Genomic DNA, 15,983 nt, shown 5'->3' with positions numbered 1-15,983 from the left:
GGGGCTCTCGCCGGACCGAGCCCTCAGTCGAGGTCGGTGCTCGCGCTGAGCTCGCGCCACTCGTCGATCTCGGCGCGCTGGGCGTCGAGCACCCGGTCGATCGAGGACAGGGCGTCGCTGCCGAGCATGAGCAGCCCGGGCGCCCGCCCGGACTCGACGGCGGTGATCATCGCCGCGGCGGCCTTGGCGGGGTCGCCGGGCTGGGTGCCGTGGGCGCGGTCGTTCTCCTTGCGCCGGGCCCCGACCGTCTCGTCGTAGTCCTCGACGACCACGCGCGTGCCCGTCAGCGACCGCCCCGCGAAGTCGGTGCGGAAGCCGCCCGGCTCGACCGCCATGACGGTGACGCCGAGGGGCGCGAGCTCGGCGCGCATCGACCCGCTGAGGCCCTCGAGCGCCGCCTTCGTCGCGGCGTAGTAGCCGGAGCCGGGCGGGCACACCCGCGCGCCGATCGAGGAGATGTTGACGATCGTGCCGCTGCGGCGGGCCCGCATGCCGGGCAGCACGGCCTTCGCCATGGCGACCGGTCCGTGGACGTTCGTGGCGAACAGGTGCGCGACGTCGCCCTCGTCGCCCTCCTCGACGGCGCCGCGGTAGCCGTACCCGGCGTTGTTGACGAGGACGTCGACGCCGCCGAAGCGCTCCTCCGCGGCGGCGACGGCGGCCCGGACCTGCTCGCCGTCGGTGACGTCGAGCGCGACCGCGAGCGCCGTCTCCGGGTGGGCGTCGACGAGGTCCTGCACCGACCCGGGGTCGCGCGCCGTGACGACGGCCTGCCCGCCCCGCTCGAGGACCGCCTCGGCGAGCGAGCGTCCGAGCCCCGTCGAGCATCCGGTGATGAGCCAGGTGGCCATGCGTCCTCCGTCGTCGTCGCGCTCCGGCGCGTCCGCGCCGGCCCCACGACCCTGGCGACCCGTCGGCCCCGGCGCGAGGCGAGACGGTCGGTCCAGCGGCCTCAGGCCGCCCGGGCGCGCGCCGTGCGGGCCGGACGGCGGCCGGTGCGAGCCGCCGTCGCCAGCGCCTCGGCGACGACCACGGCCACCACGGCGCCGGTCGCGTTGAGCACCGCGTCCAGCGGCGAGACGACCCGGCCGAGCGGGAGCACCAGCTGCGGGACCTCGATCGAGGCCGCGGCGCCGCCGGCCAGCGCGACGAGGACCCGCGGACGGGCGACCCGCACCTCCAGCCGGTGGACGGCGAGCGCGAGCGGGACGAGCAGGAGCAGGTTGCCGAGGAGCTGCACGAGCGTGCCGGGGTGGTCGAGCCCGGCGAGGTACCAGCGCAGCTCCTCCCCCGGGGCGCCCCAGGCCCACCCCTCGCCCACCGGGGTGAGCGTGACGGCGGCCGTGAGGAGGGCGGCGACGAGCGCCACCGCGGCCCGCCGGCGCCGCGAGCGCGGGGCCGTCGACGACGTCACCTCGGGCGCCGTCGACGTCCGCCCGCTCACGACGTGGCGCCCCGCCACGGCGCCACCGGCTCGAGCGCGCCCTTGGGGAGCCGGACGCCCGCCAGCCGCTGCGACCAGCCCCAGACCCGCGCGGCGTCGGCGGTGCTGCGCAGCGGCCGGAACAGCGTCTGCTCGGCGGGGCCGCCGCTCACGTGGCCGAGGCCCCGCGGGCCGAACATCAGCCCGCCCACGGGCTCGGGCGCGGTGGCGGCCACGAGCGCGGGCAGCGGCGCCGTCTCGAGGGTGCCGGCGAGGCCCCAGCGCGAGAGGTGGCGGATGAGCCGCACCTGCGGGGTGTCGCGGTCGCGGCCCATCTCGGGCCGGGCGGCGAGCAGGCCCGTGGGCACGACGCCGGGGTGGGACAGCGCGCTCGTCAGGCCCCAGCCGTGGGCCCGGCTGCGCCGGTCCAGCTCGAGGGCGAAGAGCCCCTGCGCGATCTTCGAGGAGGAGTAGGCGGCCTGGCCGTCGTAGCGGTCCTCCCAGTCCGGGTCGTCCCAGCGCACCGAGCCGCGCATCGCCGAGATGCTGATCTGCGAGACGACCCGGGCGCGCCCGGCCGCCAGCAGCGGCAGCAGGTGGGCGACGAGGGCGACGTGCCCGAGGTGGTTGACGCCGAGCTGCAGCTCGTGGCCGTCGGCCGTGATGGCGCGCGCCGGCGGCGTCATGACGCCGGCGTTGGCGACGAGGAGGTGCACGGGGCGGCCCTCCTCCGCGAGCGTGTGGCCGAGCGCGGCGACGGACGCGAGCGACGCCAGGTCGAGCTCGCGCAGGGAGACCCGTGCGTCGGGCACCGCCGCCGTGATGGCCCGCAGCGCCGCCCGGCCCTTGGCGGCGCTGCGGACGGGGAGCAGGACCTCGGCCCCGGCGGCGGCCAGCCGGCGGGCGACGACGAGGCCGACGCCGTCGCTGGCCCCGGTGACGACGGCGAGGCGGCCGGAGAGGTCCGGCAGGGTCGTGGTGCTGCGAGGGCGGGGCATCGGGTCCTCCTGGTGGTCCTGCGGTGGTCGCCGGTGGGTCCCGACGGCGCCGGGATCGGCGTGAGCCCGACGCTCCGCCACCGCCCGGACCGGGACAAGGGACCCGCGGAGCCACGGACCGCCGGTCCGCCCCTGCGCCGGTGGCGGCGCGCCCGCGACCCGTCGCCCCTGCGAGAGGGGGACCGGCAGGTCGTGGCTCGCCGCGCCGCCGCACGGGTAGACACGACCCGGGCGCCGGTCCGCGGCGCCCTGGGGGACGGGAGGTCCGCGGTGGCGGTCGACAGGGAGGGGCTGGCGCACTTCCTGCGCACCCGGCGCGAGGCGGTCCAGCCCGAGGACGTCGGCCTGCCCCGGGGCCCGCGGCGGCGCACGGACGGGCTGCGCCGCGAGGAGGTGGCAGCCCTGTGCCACATGTCGACCGACTACTACGCGCGGCTCGAGCGCCAGCGGGGCCCGCAGCCGTCGGCGGAGATGGTGGCCTCGATGGCCCAGGGACTGCACCTCACCCTGGACGAGCGCGACCACCTCTTCCGCCTCGCCGGGCACCAGCCGCCCCCGCGGGGCGCGGCGAGCTCGCACGTCAGCCCGGGGCTCCAGCGCATCATGGACCGCCTCGTCGACACGCCGGCGGAGGTCGTCAGCGAGCTGGGCGAGACGCTGCGGCAGACGCCCCTGGCGACGGCGCTGCTCGGCGACAGCACCCGCTTCACCGGGCCGGCGCGCAGCGTGGGGTACCGCTGGTTCACCGACCCGGGCGCCCGCAGCCGGCACCACCCCGCCGAGCACGACCACCTCTCACGGCTGTACGTCTCGCACCTGCGCCGCGTCGTCACCCTCCGGGGCCCGGCCTCCCGCGCCGCGCACCTGGTCGACCTGCTGCGCGACCACGACGAGTTCCGCGCGCTGTGGGACCAGCACGAGGTCGGCCTGGTGCCCGACGACGTCAAGCGCTTCGTCCACCCCGAGGTCGGCCCCCTCTCGCTCAGCTGCCAGCGGCTGCTCGACCCCGACCAGTCCCACTCGCTGCTCGTCTACACCGCCCAGCCCGGCACCGAGGACCACGAGAAGCTGCAGGTGCTCGCCGTCCTCGGGACGCAGCGGATGACCGCCTCGTAGGCCCTGCGCCCGAGGGCGCTCACGACGGCGCGAGGTGCGGCGAGGACACCCACCCCGCAGCCTGGCCGGGACGCGGAGCGCACGGCTCCGGGGGTGCCCGCTGGTCGGGGGCGGACGACGACGGAGGGACGGACCGCGTGGCCGAGACCGACGAGGACCGCCCGGACGACCGGGAGCAGCTGCCCGACAACCGGGGTCGCTGGGGTGACGACGACGAGCGGGGGACGCTCAACCTCGTCACCGACGCGGTGCGCGCCCGGGCCGCCGCCGAGGTGAGGACGGGCCGGCACGTGCCGCTGGCCCGCCCGATCGACCCGGCGCCGGTCGCGAGCAACCCCTTCGCCCCGCCCGCGCCGTCCTCCCCGCCCGTCCAGCAGGCCCTCCTCTGGACGGGGGTGCCGCCCATGGGGATGTCCGAGGTCCTCACCGTCGTCCCCCACGACCCGCGCCTGACCCACCTCGACGCCGTCGTCCACATGCCCCTGGACGGCGAGGTGAACCCCCGGCGCCCGCTGGCGGAGGCCGTCACGGCGGCCGGCGTCCAGCACGGCTCGACGACGGCCTTCGCCGACGGGGTGGTCACCCGCGGGGTGCTCCTCGACCTCGCGCCGGGCGAGCGGCTGCCGCCGGCGCACCCGGTGACCGCCGCCGACCTCGACGCCGCCGAGGAGCGCGCCGGCGTCCGGCTCGAGCCCGGCGACGCGCTCGTCGTCCGCACCGGCTGGGAGGTCTCCTGGGACGCCGACGAGCCGACGCCCGGCATGACGCTCGACGCGGTCGCCTGGATGCACCGGCGCGACGTGGCCGTCTACGCGGGCGACGTCGGGGACGCCGTACCCCCGCTCGAGGGCCCGGTGCCGATGCCCCTGCACATGGTCGGGCTGGCCCGGCTCGGGATGCCGCTCGTCGACAGCGCCGCCGTCGAGGACCTCGCCGCGGTGTGCGCCGAGCTCGGCCGCAGCGCCTTCCTCCTCGTGCTGGCGCCCCCGCGCCTGCGGGGCGCCACGGGCGTGCCGGTGAACCCCGTCGCCGTCTTCTGACCGGCGCCCCCGGTCCACCACGTCGGGCCGGCGGCGCCTCCCTCAGGTGAGGGAGGCGCTCGCGGCCACGAGCTCCTGCAGGGCCGCGGCGGTGTGGGGGGCCAGCGGCTCGTCCTCGGCCCGGTCGCCCTCGGACCACCGGGCGTAGCCGAGCTTGAAGGCGAGGACGCCCATCTCGGCGGCCAGGTGGGCCGCGGCGTCGGGCACCCCCCGCTCGACGAGGGCCCCGGTGACGGCGGCCGCCATGCCGACGCTCTTCAGCGCGTCGCGCTCCTGCAGCTCGGCGCTGGCCGCGACGGCCGCCCGCAGCCGGGGACCGAGCTCACGGTTCAGCGGGCCCATGGCGCCCGACGCGCGGGCCAGCCCCTCCGCCACCGCCTCCAGCGGCGTGGCCCCCGCGGGCGCCTCGGCGACCCCCTCGACGAGGAGCCGGCTGAGCGACTCCTGCCCCGCGACCAGCACCTCGCGCTTGTCCGAGAAGTGGCGGAAGAAGGTGCTGCGGGTGACGCCGGCGCGCTGGGCGATCTCGGCGACCGTCGTGGCGTCGTAGCCCTGCTCGGTGAAGAGGTCCACGGCCGCCACGACGAGGCGCTCCCGGCCTCCCGGCTCCCATCGCGGCATGGGCCCGAGACTACCGACGCGACACCTGTCGCATCGGTGGGCTACGGTGACGGGACACCAGTCGCATCAGTCGCGGCTGGGAGCCCACCCACCCGAGGAGAACGCCGTGCACGTCTTCGTCACCGGGGGCACCGGCACGATCGGCACCGCCGTCGTCGCCGAGCTGCTCGCCCACGACCACACCGTCACCGCCCTCGCCCGCTCGCAGGGCTCCGCCGACGCCCTCACGGCCGCCGGCGCCCGCCCACTGCGCGGCGGCCTCGCCGACCTCGACGTCCTGCGCGCCGGTGCCCGCGACGCCGACGGCGTCGTCAGCCTCGCCTTCAGCCGCGACTACGGGTCCACCGCGTCCGTCGAGGCCGGCATGGCCGAGGAGGAGGCCGCCGCCACCGCCCTCGGCGAGGAGCTCGTGGGCAGCGACCGGCCGCTCGTCACCGTCTCGGGGACGCCGTGGGTCGCGGGCCGCGCCGCCACCGAGGAGGACCCCCTGCCCCTCGACGGCCCCGTCGCCCGCCGGGCGCAGACCGTGACCGCCGTCCTCGCCCTGGCCGAGCGCGGCGTGCGCTCAGCGGCGGTCCGCATGCCCCGGACCGTCCACGCCGACGGGAGGGGCGGCTTCGCCGGACTGCTCACCGACGCCGCCCGCACCAGCGGCGTGGCCGGCTACCCCGGCGACGGCACCCAGCGCTGGCCCGCCGTCCACGCCGCGGACGCGGCGTCGCTGTTCCGCCTGGCGCTCGAGGGCGCTCCCGCCGGGACGGCCTGGCACGCCGTCGCCGACGAGGGCGACGCCGTCCGCGACATCGCAGCCGTCATCGGCCGCCGCCTGGGCCTGCCGGTGCGGTCGCTCCCCGTCGAGGACTTCGGCCCCTTCGGGCCGGTGTTCGCCCTCGACCAGCCCGCCTCCAGCGCCCGGACCCGCGAGGCGCTCGGCTGGACCCCGACCCACCCGGGCCTGCTCGAGGACCTGGAGCGGCTCGGCGCCTGAGGCGGCCCGAGCCGGTCGCGGGGCCGCGCCCCGGCGAGGGGCACCGGCGGCGCGCGGGGCGTCGCGCCACGACGGCGCGGCGCCCCGTCTCCGTGTCGACCTACGGCCCCCTGAGGTCCCACGCCGCGTCGTCGTCGACCCGCCCCCGGCTCGCCCCGACGACCTTGAGCAGGAGGCGGTTCAGCTCGCCGCCCTCCTCGGCGGTCAGCCCGGAGTCACGGAGGTCGTTGCTCGACAGGGCGACCCCCCACGCCCCCTCGAGGGCCTCCCGGCCGGACGCGGTGAGGAGCACCGGGTTCCGCCGTCCGCGCGCGCGCTCGCCCGTGCGCTCGAGGAGACCTCGCCGCTCGAGGCCGTCGAGCAGCGGGGCGATGCTCTGCGGGCGCAGGAGCACCGCCCGGGCCAGGTCGGCCTGCGACATCGGTCCGCTGATGTCGAGCTGCGCGAGGACGCCGAAGTGCACCGGGTGCAGGTCCAGCTCGGCGAGGCGCTCGGCCAGGCGCTGGCCCAGGTAGCGCGCGACCCGGACGACGTTCCACGTCACGACGCCGTCCAGCTCCGCCTCGGTCAGGGCACGGTCCGCGTCCACGACCGCATCGTCGCAGCGCCCACTTGCAGGTCTCTGTTAGTCGGGTGCAGGCTCGCCGCATGCCCTCCTCACCGGACAGCGCCGAGCGCGCGCCCCTGCGCCACCGCCGGCTCCTCGTGCTCGGCGCCAACGGACCGACGGGCCGCCGCACGGTCGACCAGGCGCTCGAGCGCGGCCACGAGGTGCACGCGCTGACCCGCCACCCCGAGTCCCTCTCCCTGGAGCGCCACCCCGACGGGCACCCCCGGCTGCGCGTCGTCGCCGGGGACGCGACGGACGAGGCCGTCGTCGACGCCGCGGTGGCGGAGGCGGACGCCGTCGTCTGCACCATCGGCACGGCCTTCACGCGGAAGCCCGTCGAGGTCTACTCCGCGACGGCCCGCCTCCTGGTCGCGGCGATGGGCCGCCACGGGAGGCGGCGGCTCGTCGTCGTCACCTCCGGAGGCGTCGACACGGGCCACCCGGCCCCCCGCGCCGTCGACCGGCTGTCACGGCGGATCGTGCGGGACCACGTGGGGCGCACCGTGTACGACGACATGCAGCGCATGGAGGACGTCGTCACCGCGAGCGACCTCGACTGGACGGTCGTGCGGCCGCCCGGGCTGGTCGACCGGGACGGCACCGGCTACGCGGTCGCCGAGACCCGGATCGACGGCCCCCTCATGGCCCGCAGCGACCTCGCCGCGCTGCTGCTGGACCAGCTGGAGGACGACCGCTTCGTCCGCCGCACCGCCGCGGCCACGACGCCGGGCCTCCGGGTCGGCGTGCTCCACATGCTGCGCCACGAGGTGCTCAAGCGCTGAGCGCCCGGTCGCGGACGCCCCGACCACGACCGCCACCGCGACCACGACCGACCGCCACGTCCGTCGAGAGGACCCGCATGACGCGCGCACGCCTGCTGACCGACCCCGACGACCTCGCCCGACTGGGGCTCCGCCCCGGTGTCACCGAGCCGTGGGAGGTGGGCCGCCGGCAGGAGGTCGCCGAGGGGCGCAGCGAGCTGTGGCACGTCGAGGCCGCGCTGGACGACGGGACGGCGGTCGCCGTGGCCTTCTGCCTCGTGGGGCCCGTGGGCGAGGGCTCCGCCGCGACGCTCGTCAACCTGTTCCCAACGACGCCCGACGGGCGCCGGCACCAGCGCGCCGTCCCGGGCGTCGTCGACGTGGCGGACGTCGGCACCACCCGCTGCGAGCTCCCCTTCGGCCCCCACCGCACCAGCGGCGACCTCCGGCGCCTGGACGTCGAGGTCGCCCCCGACGACGGCCCGGGGCTGCACCTGGTCAGCGAGGCGCTCGTCGAGCCCTACCGCCCCGGAAGCACCGGGCACGTCGCGCTCGGGGACGGCGGCGAGCACCACTTCGCCGTCCAGGCGGTGGCGCGCTGCCGCGTCTCGGGCACCATGACGGTCGACGGCCGGACGTGGGACGTCGCCGGCCTGGGCTACGCCGACCACCAGTGGACGGACGTCGACCTGGTGGGCTCGTGGCACCACTGGCTGTGGGGCCGCTTCCACGGCGAGCGCCTCACCGCCATGGTCTTCGACCTCGTGACGAGCGACCGCTACGGGCTGACCCAGGTGCCGCTCCTCGGCGTCATGGACGGCACCGGCGCCGTCGTCGTCGACCACCGCGGCGAGGTGGAGAGCACGGTCGAGACCGAGCGTGACCCGGAGAGCGGCGAGGAGCGCCCGGCGCGGGCGCGGTACGTCGCCCGGGACGGCGGGCGCGTCGTCGAGCTCGTGGTCGAGCGCGGCAGCCCTCTCGTCGAGCTGGACGCCCACGCCGCGGCCGAGCCGGGCGGCGAGCAGCGCGCCCGCTACGACGAGCTCGGGGTCCGGCCCTCCTACGGGCGCTATCGGGCTCGGGGTGCCCTCACGCTGACCGACGCGTCCGGCAGCACCACGGAGGAGGGCGCGGTGGTCTACGAGCTCAACGACGTGGGGTGGCCCGCGAGCGGGGGCAGAGTGCCGCGGCCGTGGCCCCGGCACCCCCGCGAGGCCTCCTGACCCACCGGCTCCCCACCCTCGGCAGCACCCGCGGTGGCACGCTCGCGCCGTGACGGTCCGGTTCCCCCGCCCCCTGCGCCCCGGCGACGTCGTGGGGGTGACCGCGCCGTCCAGCGGGGTGCCGGCGCCGCTGGTGCCGCGGCTCGACGCCGCGGTCGACGTCCTGCGCCGGTGGGGCCTGCGCGTGCGGGTCGGCGCGTGCGTCGTCGACCGGCCGGGCCTGCGCCACGGCGAGCACGTCAGCGCCCCGGCGGCCGAGCGCGCCGCGGAGCTGCAGGCGATGCTCGTCGACCCCGAGGTCCGCGCCGTCGTCCCGCCGTGGGGCGGCGAGCTGGCCGTCGAGGTGCTGCCGCTGCTGGACTGGGACGCCCTCGCCGCCGCCGAGCCGACGTGGCTCGTCGGCTACTCCGACACCTCGACGCTCACGCTGGCCCTGACGACCCGGCTCGGGTGGGCGACGCTGCACGGCCCGAACCTCCTGGACACGCCCTACCGGGTGCCCGAGCCGCTGCTCCCCTGGCTCGACCTGGTCTCCGCGCCGGCGGGAACGGCTCTGGTGCAGGGGCCCTCGACCGCCCATCGCGCCGAGGGCTTCGACGACTGGGAGGCGGACCCCGCCGTCAGCGAGCCCACCCACGACCGCGCCGGCACGTGGGAGGTGCTCGACCCCGGCGCCGGGCCCGTGCGCGCCCGCGGCCGCCTGCTCGGCGGGTGCGTCGAGACGACGTCGACCCTCGCGGGCACCCCCTACGGCGACGTCCCGGCCTTCGCCGCCGCGCACGCCGCCGGCGACGGAGTCCTGCTCCACCTGGAGGCCGGCGGCGACGGCGCCACGGACGTCGCCCGCGACCTGTGGCGCATGCGCCTCGCCGGCTGGTTGGACGTCGCCTCCGCCGTCCTCGTCGGGCGGACGAGCGCCCCGGCGTCCGGCTCCTTCACCCAGCACGACGCCGTCCGCAGCGCCCTCGCCGGGCTCGACGTCCCCGTCGTCGTCGACGTCGACTGCGGGCACGTGCCGCCGCAGCTCGCGCTCGTCGACGGCGCCCTCGCCGAGGTCGTCGTCGACCCGGCCGCCGGCGAGCGCCGGCTCGTGCAGCAGCTGCGGTGACGCCCGACGGTCGTCAGCCGTCGTAGCGGCGGTACGTCGCCGCCATGCCGCCGGTCGGGTCGAGGCGCTCGAGGAGGGCGTCGGTGATGGCGACGAGCTGGTCGAGCTGCTCGGGTGTGAGCGCGTCGACGACGTGGTGGCGCACGGCGGCGACGTGGCCCGGCGCGGCCCGCTCCGTCGTCGCCCACCCCTCCTCGGTGAGGCCCACGTCGGTGGCGCGGGCGTCGTCGTCGGCCCGGCGTCGGACGAGCAGCCCGCGGGACTCCATGCGCCGCACCACGTTGGACAGCCGCGGGAGCGTGGCGTTCGTCTGCTGCGCCAGCGCGCTCATGCGCATCGTCCCGCCGGGCGCCTCGGTGAGGACGGCCAGCACGAAGTACTCGAAGAGCGTGACGCCGCCGTCGCGCCGCAGCTGCCCGTCGAGCACGCCGGGCAGCACCTCGAGCACGGACGCCACGCGCACCCACGCCGCCAGCTGGCGCCGGTCGAGCCACTCCGCGCTCATGCGACCTCCTCGATGGTTGTCGCGATAACCGTAGCGGCGTACCGTCGACCTCACTGGTTCACGCGACAACCTCTGGAGACCGCCATGCCGGACCGCCCGACCCCCTCCGCCGTCCTCGACGGCGCGACCGCGGCGCCCCGGCCCGCGGACGACCTCCTGCCCGGCGCGACGACGATGGACGCCGTCACCCTCCACGTCGCCGACCTCGCGGGGATGACGGCGTACTACCGCGACGCTCTGGGCCTCGAGGAGTTCTCCGGCGACGCCGCCCGCACCGCGACGGACCGCGGCGCACCGGGCGCGGCGGCGGGCGACGTCGTCGTGCTCGGCCGCGGGCGCACGGCGCTCGTCGTCCTCGTCCTCACCCCCGGGCTGCCCGCCCCCGCGCCGGGGCAGGCGGGCCTGTTCCACACGGCGCTCCTCTTCCCGGACCGCTCGGCGCTGGCCGACGTCGTCGCCTCGGCCGCCCGCCACCCGCGGTCGGTCTACGTGGGGTCCGCGGACCACCTCGTCTCCGAGGCCTTCTACTTCACCGACCCCGAGGGCAACGGCATCGAGCTGTACCGCGACCGGCCCCGCGAGGACTGGTCCTACCGCGACGGCCGGGTCGTCATGGGCGCCGAGCCGCTGGACCCGCAGGGCTTCCTGCGCGACCACCTCGTCGAGCGCCCCGCGACGAGCGCCGAGGTGGGCCACGTGCACCTCAAGGTCGGCGACGTCGCGACCGCGAAGGACTTCTACGTCGACGCCCTCGGCTTCGAGCTCACCGCCGAGTGGAACGGGGCGATCTTCGTCGCGGCCGGCGGCTACCACCACCACATGGCCATGAACAGCTGGGGCAGCCGCGGCGCCGGCGCCCGCGCGGCGACCATCGGGCTCGGGCAGGTCTCCGTCGTCGTCCCCTCCGCGTCCGACGTCGATGCCCTCGCCGAGCGGCTGCGGCGCCACGGCGTCGCCGCGCAGCACGACGGGCGCACCCTGCGCTTCGAGGACCCGTGGCGCAGCCTCCTCGAGGTCAGCGCCGCCGACGCGGCCTGAGGCGCACCGGCCCCCTCGCGCCGTGACGGTCGACGGGCGGGTGGGCCCGAGTCCGACGTCGTGCCTCGAGTCCGACGTCGCACGGGTCGGGAGTCCTCCCCGGCCTGCGCACCGTCGGACTCGACGAGCGGCGTCGGACCGGAGGAAGGCGTCGGACTCGGCACCGCCGGACGGGCCCAGGGCCGACCCGCCACCCGGGCCACCGACGGCGGCATGCTGGCCCCGTGGCGGTGCTGGGCGAGCTGGTGGTGGGCGGGACGACGGTCGTGCTGCGGGACGCCGTCGCCGGCGACCTGCCGGAGGTCGTGGCCATGCTCGCCGACGACCACCTCGGGGCGGGCCGCGAGCGCCTCGACGGACCCGAGGACCTCGAGCCCTACCGGACGGCGCTCGCCCGGATCGACGCCGACAACGCGCAGCAGGTCGTCGTCGCCGAGCGCGCCGGCGAGGTCGTCGGGACCCTCCAGCTGGGCGTGCTGCCCGGGCTCTCGCGCCGTGGCGCCACGCGAGCGCAGGTGGAGGCGGTCCGCGTGCGGGGCGACCTGCGCGGCACCGGTCTCGGGACGGCGCTGCTGCGCTGGGTGGTCGACGAGGCGCGCCGGCGCGGCTGCGCGGTCGTCCAGCTCACCACCGACGGCTCGCGGACCGACGCCCACCGCTTCTACGAGCGGCTCGGCTTCGTCGCCTCGCACCGCGGCTACAAGCTCCCCCTCCATGGCTGACGGCGAGGGACGCCGCGCCGCGGCGCGCCTGCGACCGGCCACCCCGGCCGACGCCGTCGCGCTGGCCGACGTCCACCACGACGCCCGCGAGCAGGCGATGCCCTGGCTGCCGCGGCTGCACCCGCGCGAGGAGACGCGCGCCTGGTTCACGGACCTCGTCCTGCCGTCGCAGGTCGTGACCGTCGCGGAGGAGGACGGGCGCGTGGTCGCGCTCTCCGCCGTCCACGAGGGGTGGCTCGAGCAGCTCTACGTCGCGCCGGACGCCCAGGGCCGTGGGCTCGGCAGCGCGCTCCTCGACGCCGCCCGGCGCGCGAGCCCCGCCGGGCTGCGGCTCCACGTGTTCGCCCGCAACGCCGGAGCCCGGGCCTTCTACGAGCGCGCCGGCTTCGTGCTCGTCGGGACGAGCGACGGCTCCGCGACCGAGGAGGGCGAGCCGGACGCCACCTACGCCTGGTCGCCCGGCTGATCCGACCGGCGGGGCGCCGCGCGCCCGCCCTGGCTCAGCCCGCGGTCGGCGTCGCGTCGTAGCGGAGCCGGACGAGCTGCGAGCCCGGGAGCACCTGCGCGTCGAGCAGGCGGAGCCCTGCCGGCGGCCCGGCGTCGAGCCGTGCGCCGTCGCCGGCGAGCCCGGCCCCGACGAGGACGACGAGCTCGTCGACGAGATCCTGCGCCAGCAGGGGGTTCCACGTCGTCGCGCTGCCGACGACGAGCAGGTCGCCGCCGTCGCCGGCCTTCAACCGGGTGATCTCCGCGGGCGCGTCGTCGCGCGGGACGACGCGCGTCGTCGCGGCCCACGGGGCGCCGGTGTCGACGACGGTCGCGTCGCTGACGACGAGCGCGTCCCGCGACGTCACGAGCCGCGCGATCTCCCGGTCGCGCCCCCCGACGCCGGGTCCTGCGCCACGGCGCACCAGTGCGACCCGTTCTCGGAGAACCACGTCGAGCCGTAGACCAGCGTCCCCGCCCGTCTCAGCAGCGCCAGGTCGTGGTCGTCGAAGGCGTCCTCGAAGGGCAGCACCGACAGGTCGCCCCCCGGCCCGACGTAGGAACCGTCGAGGGAGGTGAGGACGGAGACGACCAGCCGGCGCACGGCTGCAGCCTCTTGCCGGGCGTCACGGCGGGGCGAGGGACGGGAGAGGCGGACGTCGTCCCGGCCCGCGCCGAGAATCACACCGCGTCATCCCCTGTCACGAGGGGTAGCCAAGAGGTGCCCTCAGGTGATCTTCTTCGCCATGCGGGCATCTCGCCCGCCCCGCTGCCGTCGCGCTCTGCGCCGGGTGAGCGGTCACCACCACGGAAGGCGCCCCATGGACCCGAAGCGCACGCTCGCCCTGGCAGCCGCCCTGAGCCTCGCGGCCCTGCCGCTCGCCGCACCGGCGATGGCCTCGACGTCGAGCTCGACCGACCTCACGGGCTCGCTCACCCAGCTCAACGACTCGGGCGTCACCGCCGACGTCACCGGCTCGATCTCGGGCACCGAGCTCACCATCAGCATCACGCCGAGCGGCCTGCTCGCCGGTGCACCGCACGCCCAGCACATCCACATCGGCGGGACGAACTCCTGCCCGTCGAACGACACCGAGGGCTCCGGCGCTGACGGCGCCCTGCAGGTGAGCGACGCCGCCGGCTCCTACGGCGCCATCGCCGTCTCCCTCACCACCGAGGGCGACTCCTCCCCCGACTCGGGGCTGGCGGTCGACCGCTTCCCGGTCGGGGACGCGTCCTACTCGCGCACCCTCGAGGTCTCGCCGGAGGTGGCGCAGCAGATCGCCAACGGTGACGGCGTCGTCGTGCTGCACGGCGTCGACCTCGACGGCTCGGGCACGTACGACGGCGACGTCATGTCCGACCTCGACCCCTCGCTGCCCGAGGAGGCCACCGACCCGGCCGCCTGCGGCACGCTCGACGTCGCCTCGATGGCGATGCCGGGCGGCGGCGCCGACGCCGGTGACGGCGGCACCGCCGGCGGCGTGCCCACGGCCTCGCTCGTCGGTGGCGCCGCCCTCGCCGCGGCCGGCGGCGCGGGCCNCCCCCCCCCCCCCCCCCCCCCCCCCCCCCCCCCCCCCCCCCCCCCCCCCCCCCCCCCCCCCCCCCCCCCCCCCCCCCCCCCCCCCCCCCCCCCCCCCCCCCCCCCCCCCCCCCCCCCCCCCCCCCCCCCCCCCCCCCCCCCCCCCCCCCCCCCCCCCCCCCCCCCCCCCCCCCCCCCCCCCCCCCCCCCCCCCCCCCCCCCCCCCCCCCCCCCCCCCCCCCCCCCCCCCCCCCCCCCCCCCCCCCCCCGACCGCTGCCCCGACCGCTGCCGAGCCTCCCCCACCAGGCCCCCGGGGTGTGGCACCGGCGCCGGCGTCCGACGATGGCGGCATGGCGACGAGGCAGCAGCAGGTCCTGGGCGGCGCGATCGACGCGCTGCGGTTCGAGCCGCTCGGCAAGCGCGTGCGGGCGGCGCTCGGGGGCGGGGTGGTGCTCGACACGACGCGGGCCGTCGCGGTGTGGGAGCCGCGACGGTTCCTGTGCCAGTACGCCGTCCCGGAGGAGGACGTGCGCGCCGAGCTCGCGCCCGCCCGCGACCTCGCCGACGCGGCGCCCGCCGACGGGATGCTCGGCCCGGACGTCCCCTTCGCCGCCCACACCACGGCCGGGACGGAGCTCGACCTGTCCGCGGGCGGCGTCGTGCGCCCGGGCGCGGCCTTCCGGCCCGACGACGACGACCTCGCGGGCCTGGTGCTCCTCGACTTCGACGCCCTCGGCCCCTGGTGGCACGAGGAGGAGGAGAACGTCGGCCACCCGCGCGACCCCTTCCACCGGGTCGACGCCCTGCCGAGCGCTCGCCGGGTGCGGGTGACGCTCGACGGCGAGCTGCTCGCCGAGAGCACCGAGCCGGTCGCCGTCTTCGAGGCGCAGCTGCCACCGCGCTTCTACCTGCCGCGCGAGGACGTCGTCGCCGCGCTGCACGTCTCGTCGACGAAGACGGCCTGCCCGTACAAGGGCTGGTCGACCTACTGGTCGCTGCGCACCCCCTCCGGGCGCGTCGTCGAGGACGCCGCGTGGAGCTACGAGGAGCCGCTGCACGACGTGCTGCTGGCCGCCGGGCACGTCTGCTTCGACGACACCCTGGTCACCGTGGAGGTTGACGCGACGGACTGAGGGTCGCTACCCCAGCGCCGGCAGCCGCCGCCCGAGCTCGCCCCAGCCCTCGGGCACCGGCCGGCGACCGGCGCCGACGAGCACGGCCCCGACGTCGTCGCTCGTGGGCAGCGGGCCGCCGGCGAGCGCCTCGACCGTGGCCCGCGCGAGGGCGAGCGCCGACGACGGCGGCGCCTGGTCGACGAGCAGGTCGAGGTGGTGCACCGCGTGCTCGACGGCCCAGGTGGCGAGGAAGTCTCCGGTGGTGAGCACGTCACCCTGGAACACGTGGCGGTCGTCGGGGACGGCCGCGCCCCGCAGCAGCGCCGCGCCCACGTCGCGCAGGTGCGCGACGGCCGAGGACGGCCGGGCGTAGGACGCGGTGCGGCGCCGCTGCGCCATGAGCTCCGCGACGGGGTCCTCGGCGGCCGCACTCGCAGCGAAGGCCCGCCAGTAGGTCGCGGCGTCGACGGTCGGCGCCTGCGCGGTGCGCGACACCAGGCCGCCGAGCACCTCCTGCCACCCCCCGAGGACGTGGACGACGACGTCGAGCCGCGTCCACCCGTGGCAGCGCGAGGCGCCGAGGAGGGCCGTCTCGTCGAGGCCCTCCACGACCGCGAGGACGGCGCTGACGGAGTCGGCGAAAGCCGGGCGGGCGACGTCCACCGGCACCTGGAGGACCACGGGCAGGACGGTAGCGCCGGGGTCT

21 protein-coding genes are annotated in these 15,983 nt (G+C 77.7%); 10 read left to right on the top strand and 11 right to left on the bottom strand.

The features are described from left to right. Window positions 1-23: 23 nt before the first annotated feature. The 3 genes from WDV85_RS15580 to WDV85_RS15570 form a co-directional block, all read right to left on the bottom strand. Window positions 24-851 carry an oxidoreductase gene (locus WDV85_RS15580; RefSeq protein WP_339571504.1) on the bottom strand — a complete coding sequence of 276 codons (828 nt, stop codon included), beginning with the start codon at window positions 849-851 and terminating at the stop codon, window positions 24-26. Window positions 852-952: 101 nt separating this feature from the next. Then, window positions 953-1,444 (bottom strand): VanZ family protein, encoded by a 492-nt coding sequence (locus WDV85_RS15575; protein WP_339571503.1) that lies wholly within the window; start codon window positions 1,442-1,444, stop codon window positions 953-955. Then, window positions 1,441-2,421 (bottom strand): SDR family oxidoreductase, encoded by a 981-nt coding sequence (locus WDV85_RS15570; protein ID WP_339571502.1) that lies wholly within the window; start codon window positions 2,419-2,421, stop codon window positions 1,441-1,443. The genes WDV85_RS15575 and WDV85_RS15570 overlap by 4 nt, the downstream gene beginning before the upstream one ends. Window positions 2,422-2,691: 270 nt before the next feature. Between WDV85_RS15570 and WDV85_RS15565 the strand changes: the two genes are divergently transcribed. Both WDV85_RS15565 and WDV85_RS15560 read left to right on the top strand, forming a co-directional pair. Further along, window positions 2,692-3,537 (top strand): helix-turn-helix transcriptional regulator, encoded by an 846-nt coding sequence (locus tag WDV85_RS15565; RefSeq protein ID WP_339571501.1) that lies wholly within the window; start codon window positions 2,692-2,694, stop codon window positions 3,535-3,537. A gap of 137 nt (window positions 3,538-3,674) precedes the next feature. Further along, a complete protein-coding gene (locus WDV85_RS15560) occupies window positions 3,675-4,577 on the top strand; it encodes a cyclase family protein (RefSeq protein WP_339571500.1) in 903 nt (300 codons plus the stop codon). A gap of 42 nt (window positions 4,578-4,619) precedes the next feature. Here WDV85_RS15560 and WDV85_RS15555 read toward each other — a convergent pair whose 3' ends face one another. Next, a complete protein-coding gene (locus WDV85_RS15555) occupies window positions 4,620-5,198 on the bottom strand; it encodes a TetR/AcrR family transcriptional regulator (protein ID WP_339571499.1) in 579 nt (192 codons plus the stop codon). A gap of 106 nt (window positions 5,199-5,304) precedes the next feature. On the opposite strand from WDV85_RS15555, the gene WDV85_RS15550 reads away from it, so the two are divergent. After that, window positions 5,305-6,186: an NAD-dependent epimerase/dehydratase family protein gene (locus WDV85_RS15550; RefSeq protein ID WP_339571498.1), complete on the top strand. Its 882-nt coding sequence runs from the start codon at window positions 5,305-5,307 to the stop codon at window positions 6,184-6,186. 100 nt (window positions 6,187-6,286) lie between these two features. On the opposite strand, the gene WDV85_RS15545 is transcribed toward WDV85_RS15550, so the two are convergent. After that, complete coding sequence (locus WDV85_RS15545; RefSeq protein WP_339571497.1) at window positions 6,287-6,775, bottom strand: MarR family winged helix-turn-helix transcriptional regulator; 489 nt, start codon at window positions 6,773-6,775, stop codon at window positions 6,287-6,289. Window positions 6,776-6,834: 59 nt separating this feature from the next. Here WDV85_RS15545 and WDV85_RS15540 point away from each other — a divergent pair, with 59 nt between their 5' ends. The 3 genes from WDV85_RS15540 to WDV85_RS15530 all read left to right on the top strand — a co-directional run bounded on the left by WDV85_RS15540 (window position 6,835) and on the right by WDV85_RS15530 (window position 9,888). Then, a complete protein-coding gene (locus WDV85_RS15540) occupies window positions 6,835-7,578 on the top strand; it encodes an NAD(P)-dependent oxidoreductase (protein WP_339571496.1) in 744 nt (247 codons plus the stop codon). 77 nt (window positions 7,579-7,655) lie between these two features. Beyond that, window positions 7,656-8,780: a hypothetical protein gene (locus tag WDV85_RS15535; protein WP_339571495.1), complete on the top strand. Its 1,125-nt coding sequence runs from the start codon at window positions 7,656-7,658 to the stop codon at window positions 8,778-8,780. Window positions 8,781-8,829: 49 nt separating this feature from the next. Further along, on the top strand, window positions 8,830-9,888 hold the full coding sequence (locus WDV85_RS15530; protein WP_339571494.1) for a S66 family peptidase: 1,059 nt from the start codon (window positions 8,830-8,832) through the stop codon (window positions 9,886-9,888). Between the two features lie 13 nt (window positions 9,889-9,901). On the opposite strand, the gene WDV85_RS15525 is transcribed toward WDV85_RS15530, so the two are convergent. Then, window positions 9,902-10,393, bottom strand: a complete 492-nt coding sequence (locus WDV85_RS15525; protein WP_339571493.1) for a MarR family winged helix-turn-helix transcriptional regulator — start codon at window positions 10,391-10,393, stop codon at window positions 9,902-9,904. 84 nt (window positions 10,394-10,477) lie between these two features. On the opposite strand from WDV85_RS15525, the gene WDV85_RS15520 reads away from it, so the two are divergent. The 3 genes from WDV85_RS15520 to WDV85_RS15510 all read left to right on the top strand — a co-directional run bounded on the left by WDV85_RS15520 (window position 10,478) and on the right by WDV85_RS15510 (window position 12,619). Continuing rightward, window positions 10,478-11,431: a VOC family protein gene (locus WDV85_RS15520; RefSeq protein WP_339571492.1), complete on the top strand. Its 954-nt coding sequence runs from the start codon at window positions 10,478-10,480 to the stop codon at window positions 11,429-11,431. A gap of 311 nt (window positions 11,432-11,742) precedes the next feature. After that, complete coding sequence (locus WDV85_RS15515; protein WP_445263362.1) at window positions 11,743-12,153, top strand: GNAT family N-acetyltransferase; 411 nt, start codon at window positions 11,743-11,745, stop codon at window positions 12,151-12,153. Then, window positions 12,146-12,619, top strand: coding sequence for a GNAT family N-acetyltransferase (locus tag WDV85_RS15510; RefSeq protein WP_339571490.1), 474 nt, complete (start codon window positions 12,146-12,148; stop codon window positions 12,617-12,619). The genes WDV85_RS15515 and WDV85_RS15510 overlap by 8 nt, the downstream gene beginning before the upstream one ends. A gap of 34 nt (window positions 12,620-12,653) precedes the next feature. Here the strand turns inward: WDV85_RS15510 and WDV85_RS15505 are convergent, their stop codons facing one another. The 4 genes from WDV85_RS15505 to WDV85_RS15490 all read right to left on the bottom strand — a co-directional run bounded on the left by WDV85_RS15505 (window position 12,654) and on the right by WDV85_RS15490 (window position 14,131). After that, on the bottom strand, window positions 12,654-13,007 hold the full coding sequence (locus WDV85_RS15505; protein ID WP_339571489.1) for a dihydrofolate reductase family protein: 354 nt from the start codon (window positions 13,005-13,007) through the stop codon (window positions 12,654-12,656). After that, window positions 13,004-13,243 carry a hypothetical protein gene (locus tag WDV85_RS15500; RefSeq protein WP_339571488.1) on the bottom strand — a complete coding sequence of 80 codons (240 nt, stop codon included), beginning with the start codon at window positions 13,241-13,243 and terminating at the stop codon, window positions 13,004-13,006. Before WDV85_RS15500 ends, WDV85_RS15505 begins: the two co-directional genes overlap by 4 nt. Window positions 13,244-13,438: 195 nt before the next feature. Next, window positions 13,439-13,732 carry a hypothetical protein gene (locus WDV85_RS15495; protein ID WP_339571487.1) on the bottom strand — a complete coding sequence of 98 codons (294 nt, stop codon included), beginning with the start codon at window positions 13,730-13,732 and terminating at the stop codon, window positions 13,439-13,441. Window positions 13,733-13,876: 144 nt separating this feature from the next. Beyond that, window positions 13,877-14,131 carry a hypothetical protein gene (locus WDV85_RS15490; RefSeq protein WP_339571486.1) on the bottom strand — a complete coding sequence of 85 codons (255 nt, stop codon included), beginning with the start codon at window positions 14,129-14,131 and terminating at the stop codon, window positions 13,877-13,879. 381 nt (window positions 14,132-14,512) lie between these two features. On the opposite strand from WDV85_RS15490, the gene WDV85_RS15485 reads away from it, so the two are divergent. Further along, window positions 14,513-15,295, top strand: a complete 783-nt coding sequence (locus WDV85_RS15485; protein ID WP_339571485.1) for a DUF427 domain-containing protein — start codon at window positions 14,513-14,515, stop codon at window positions 15,293-15,295. 6 nt (window positions 15,296-15,301) lie between these two features. Here the strand turns inward: WDV85_RS15485 and WDV85_RS15480 are convergent, their stop codons facing one another. Further along, the gene (locus tag WDV85_RS15480; protein WP_339571484.1) at window positions 15,302-15,958 is read right to left on the bottom strand and encodes a maleylpyruvate isomerase N-terminal domain-containing protein; all 657 of its coding nucleotides are present in this window, start codon (window positions 15,956-15,958) and stop codon (window positions 15,302-15,304) included. Window positions 15,959-15,983 lie beyond the last annotated feature (25 nt).

Source organism: Pseudokineococcus sp. 5B2Z-1, from assembly GCF_037482305.1.
Classification (GTDB): Bacteria; Actinomycetota; Actinomycetes; order Actinomycetales; family Quadrisphaeraceae; genus Pseudokineococcus.
Note: the sequence above shows the minus strand (reverse complement) of the source record. Positions and strands in the feature narration are given on the sequence as shown.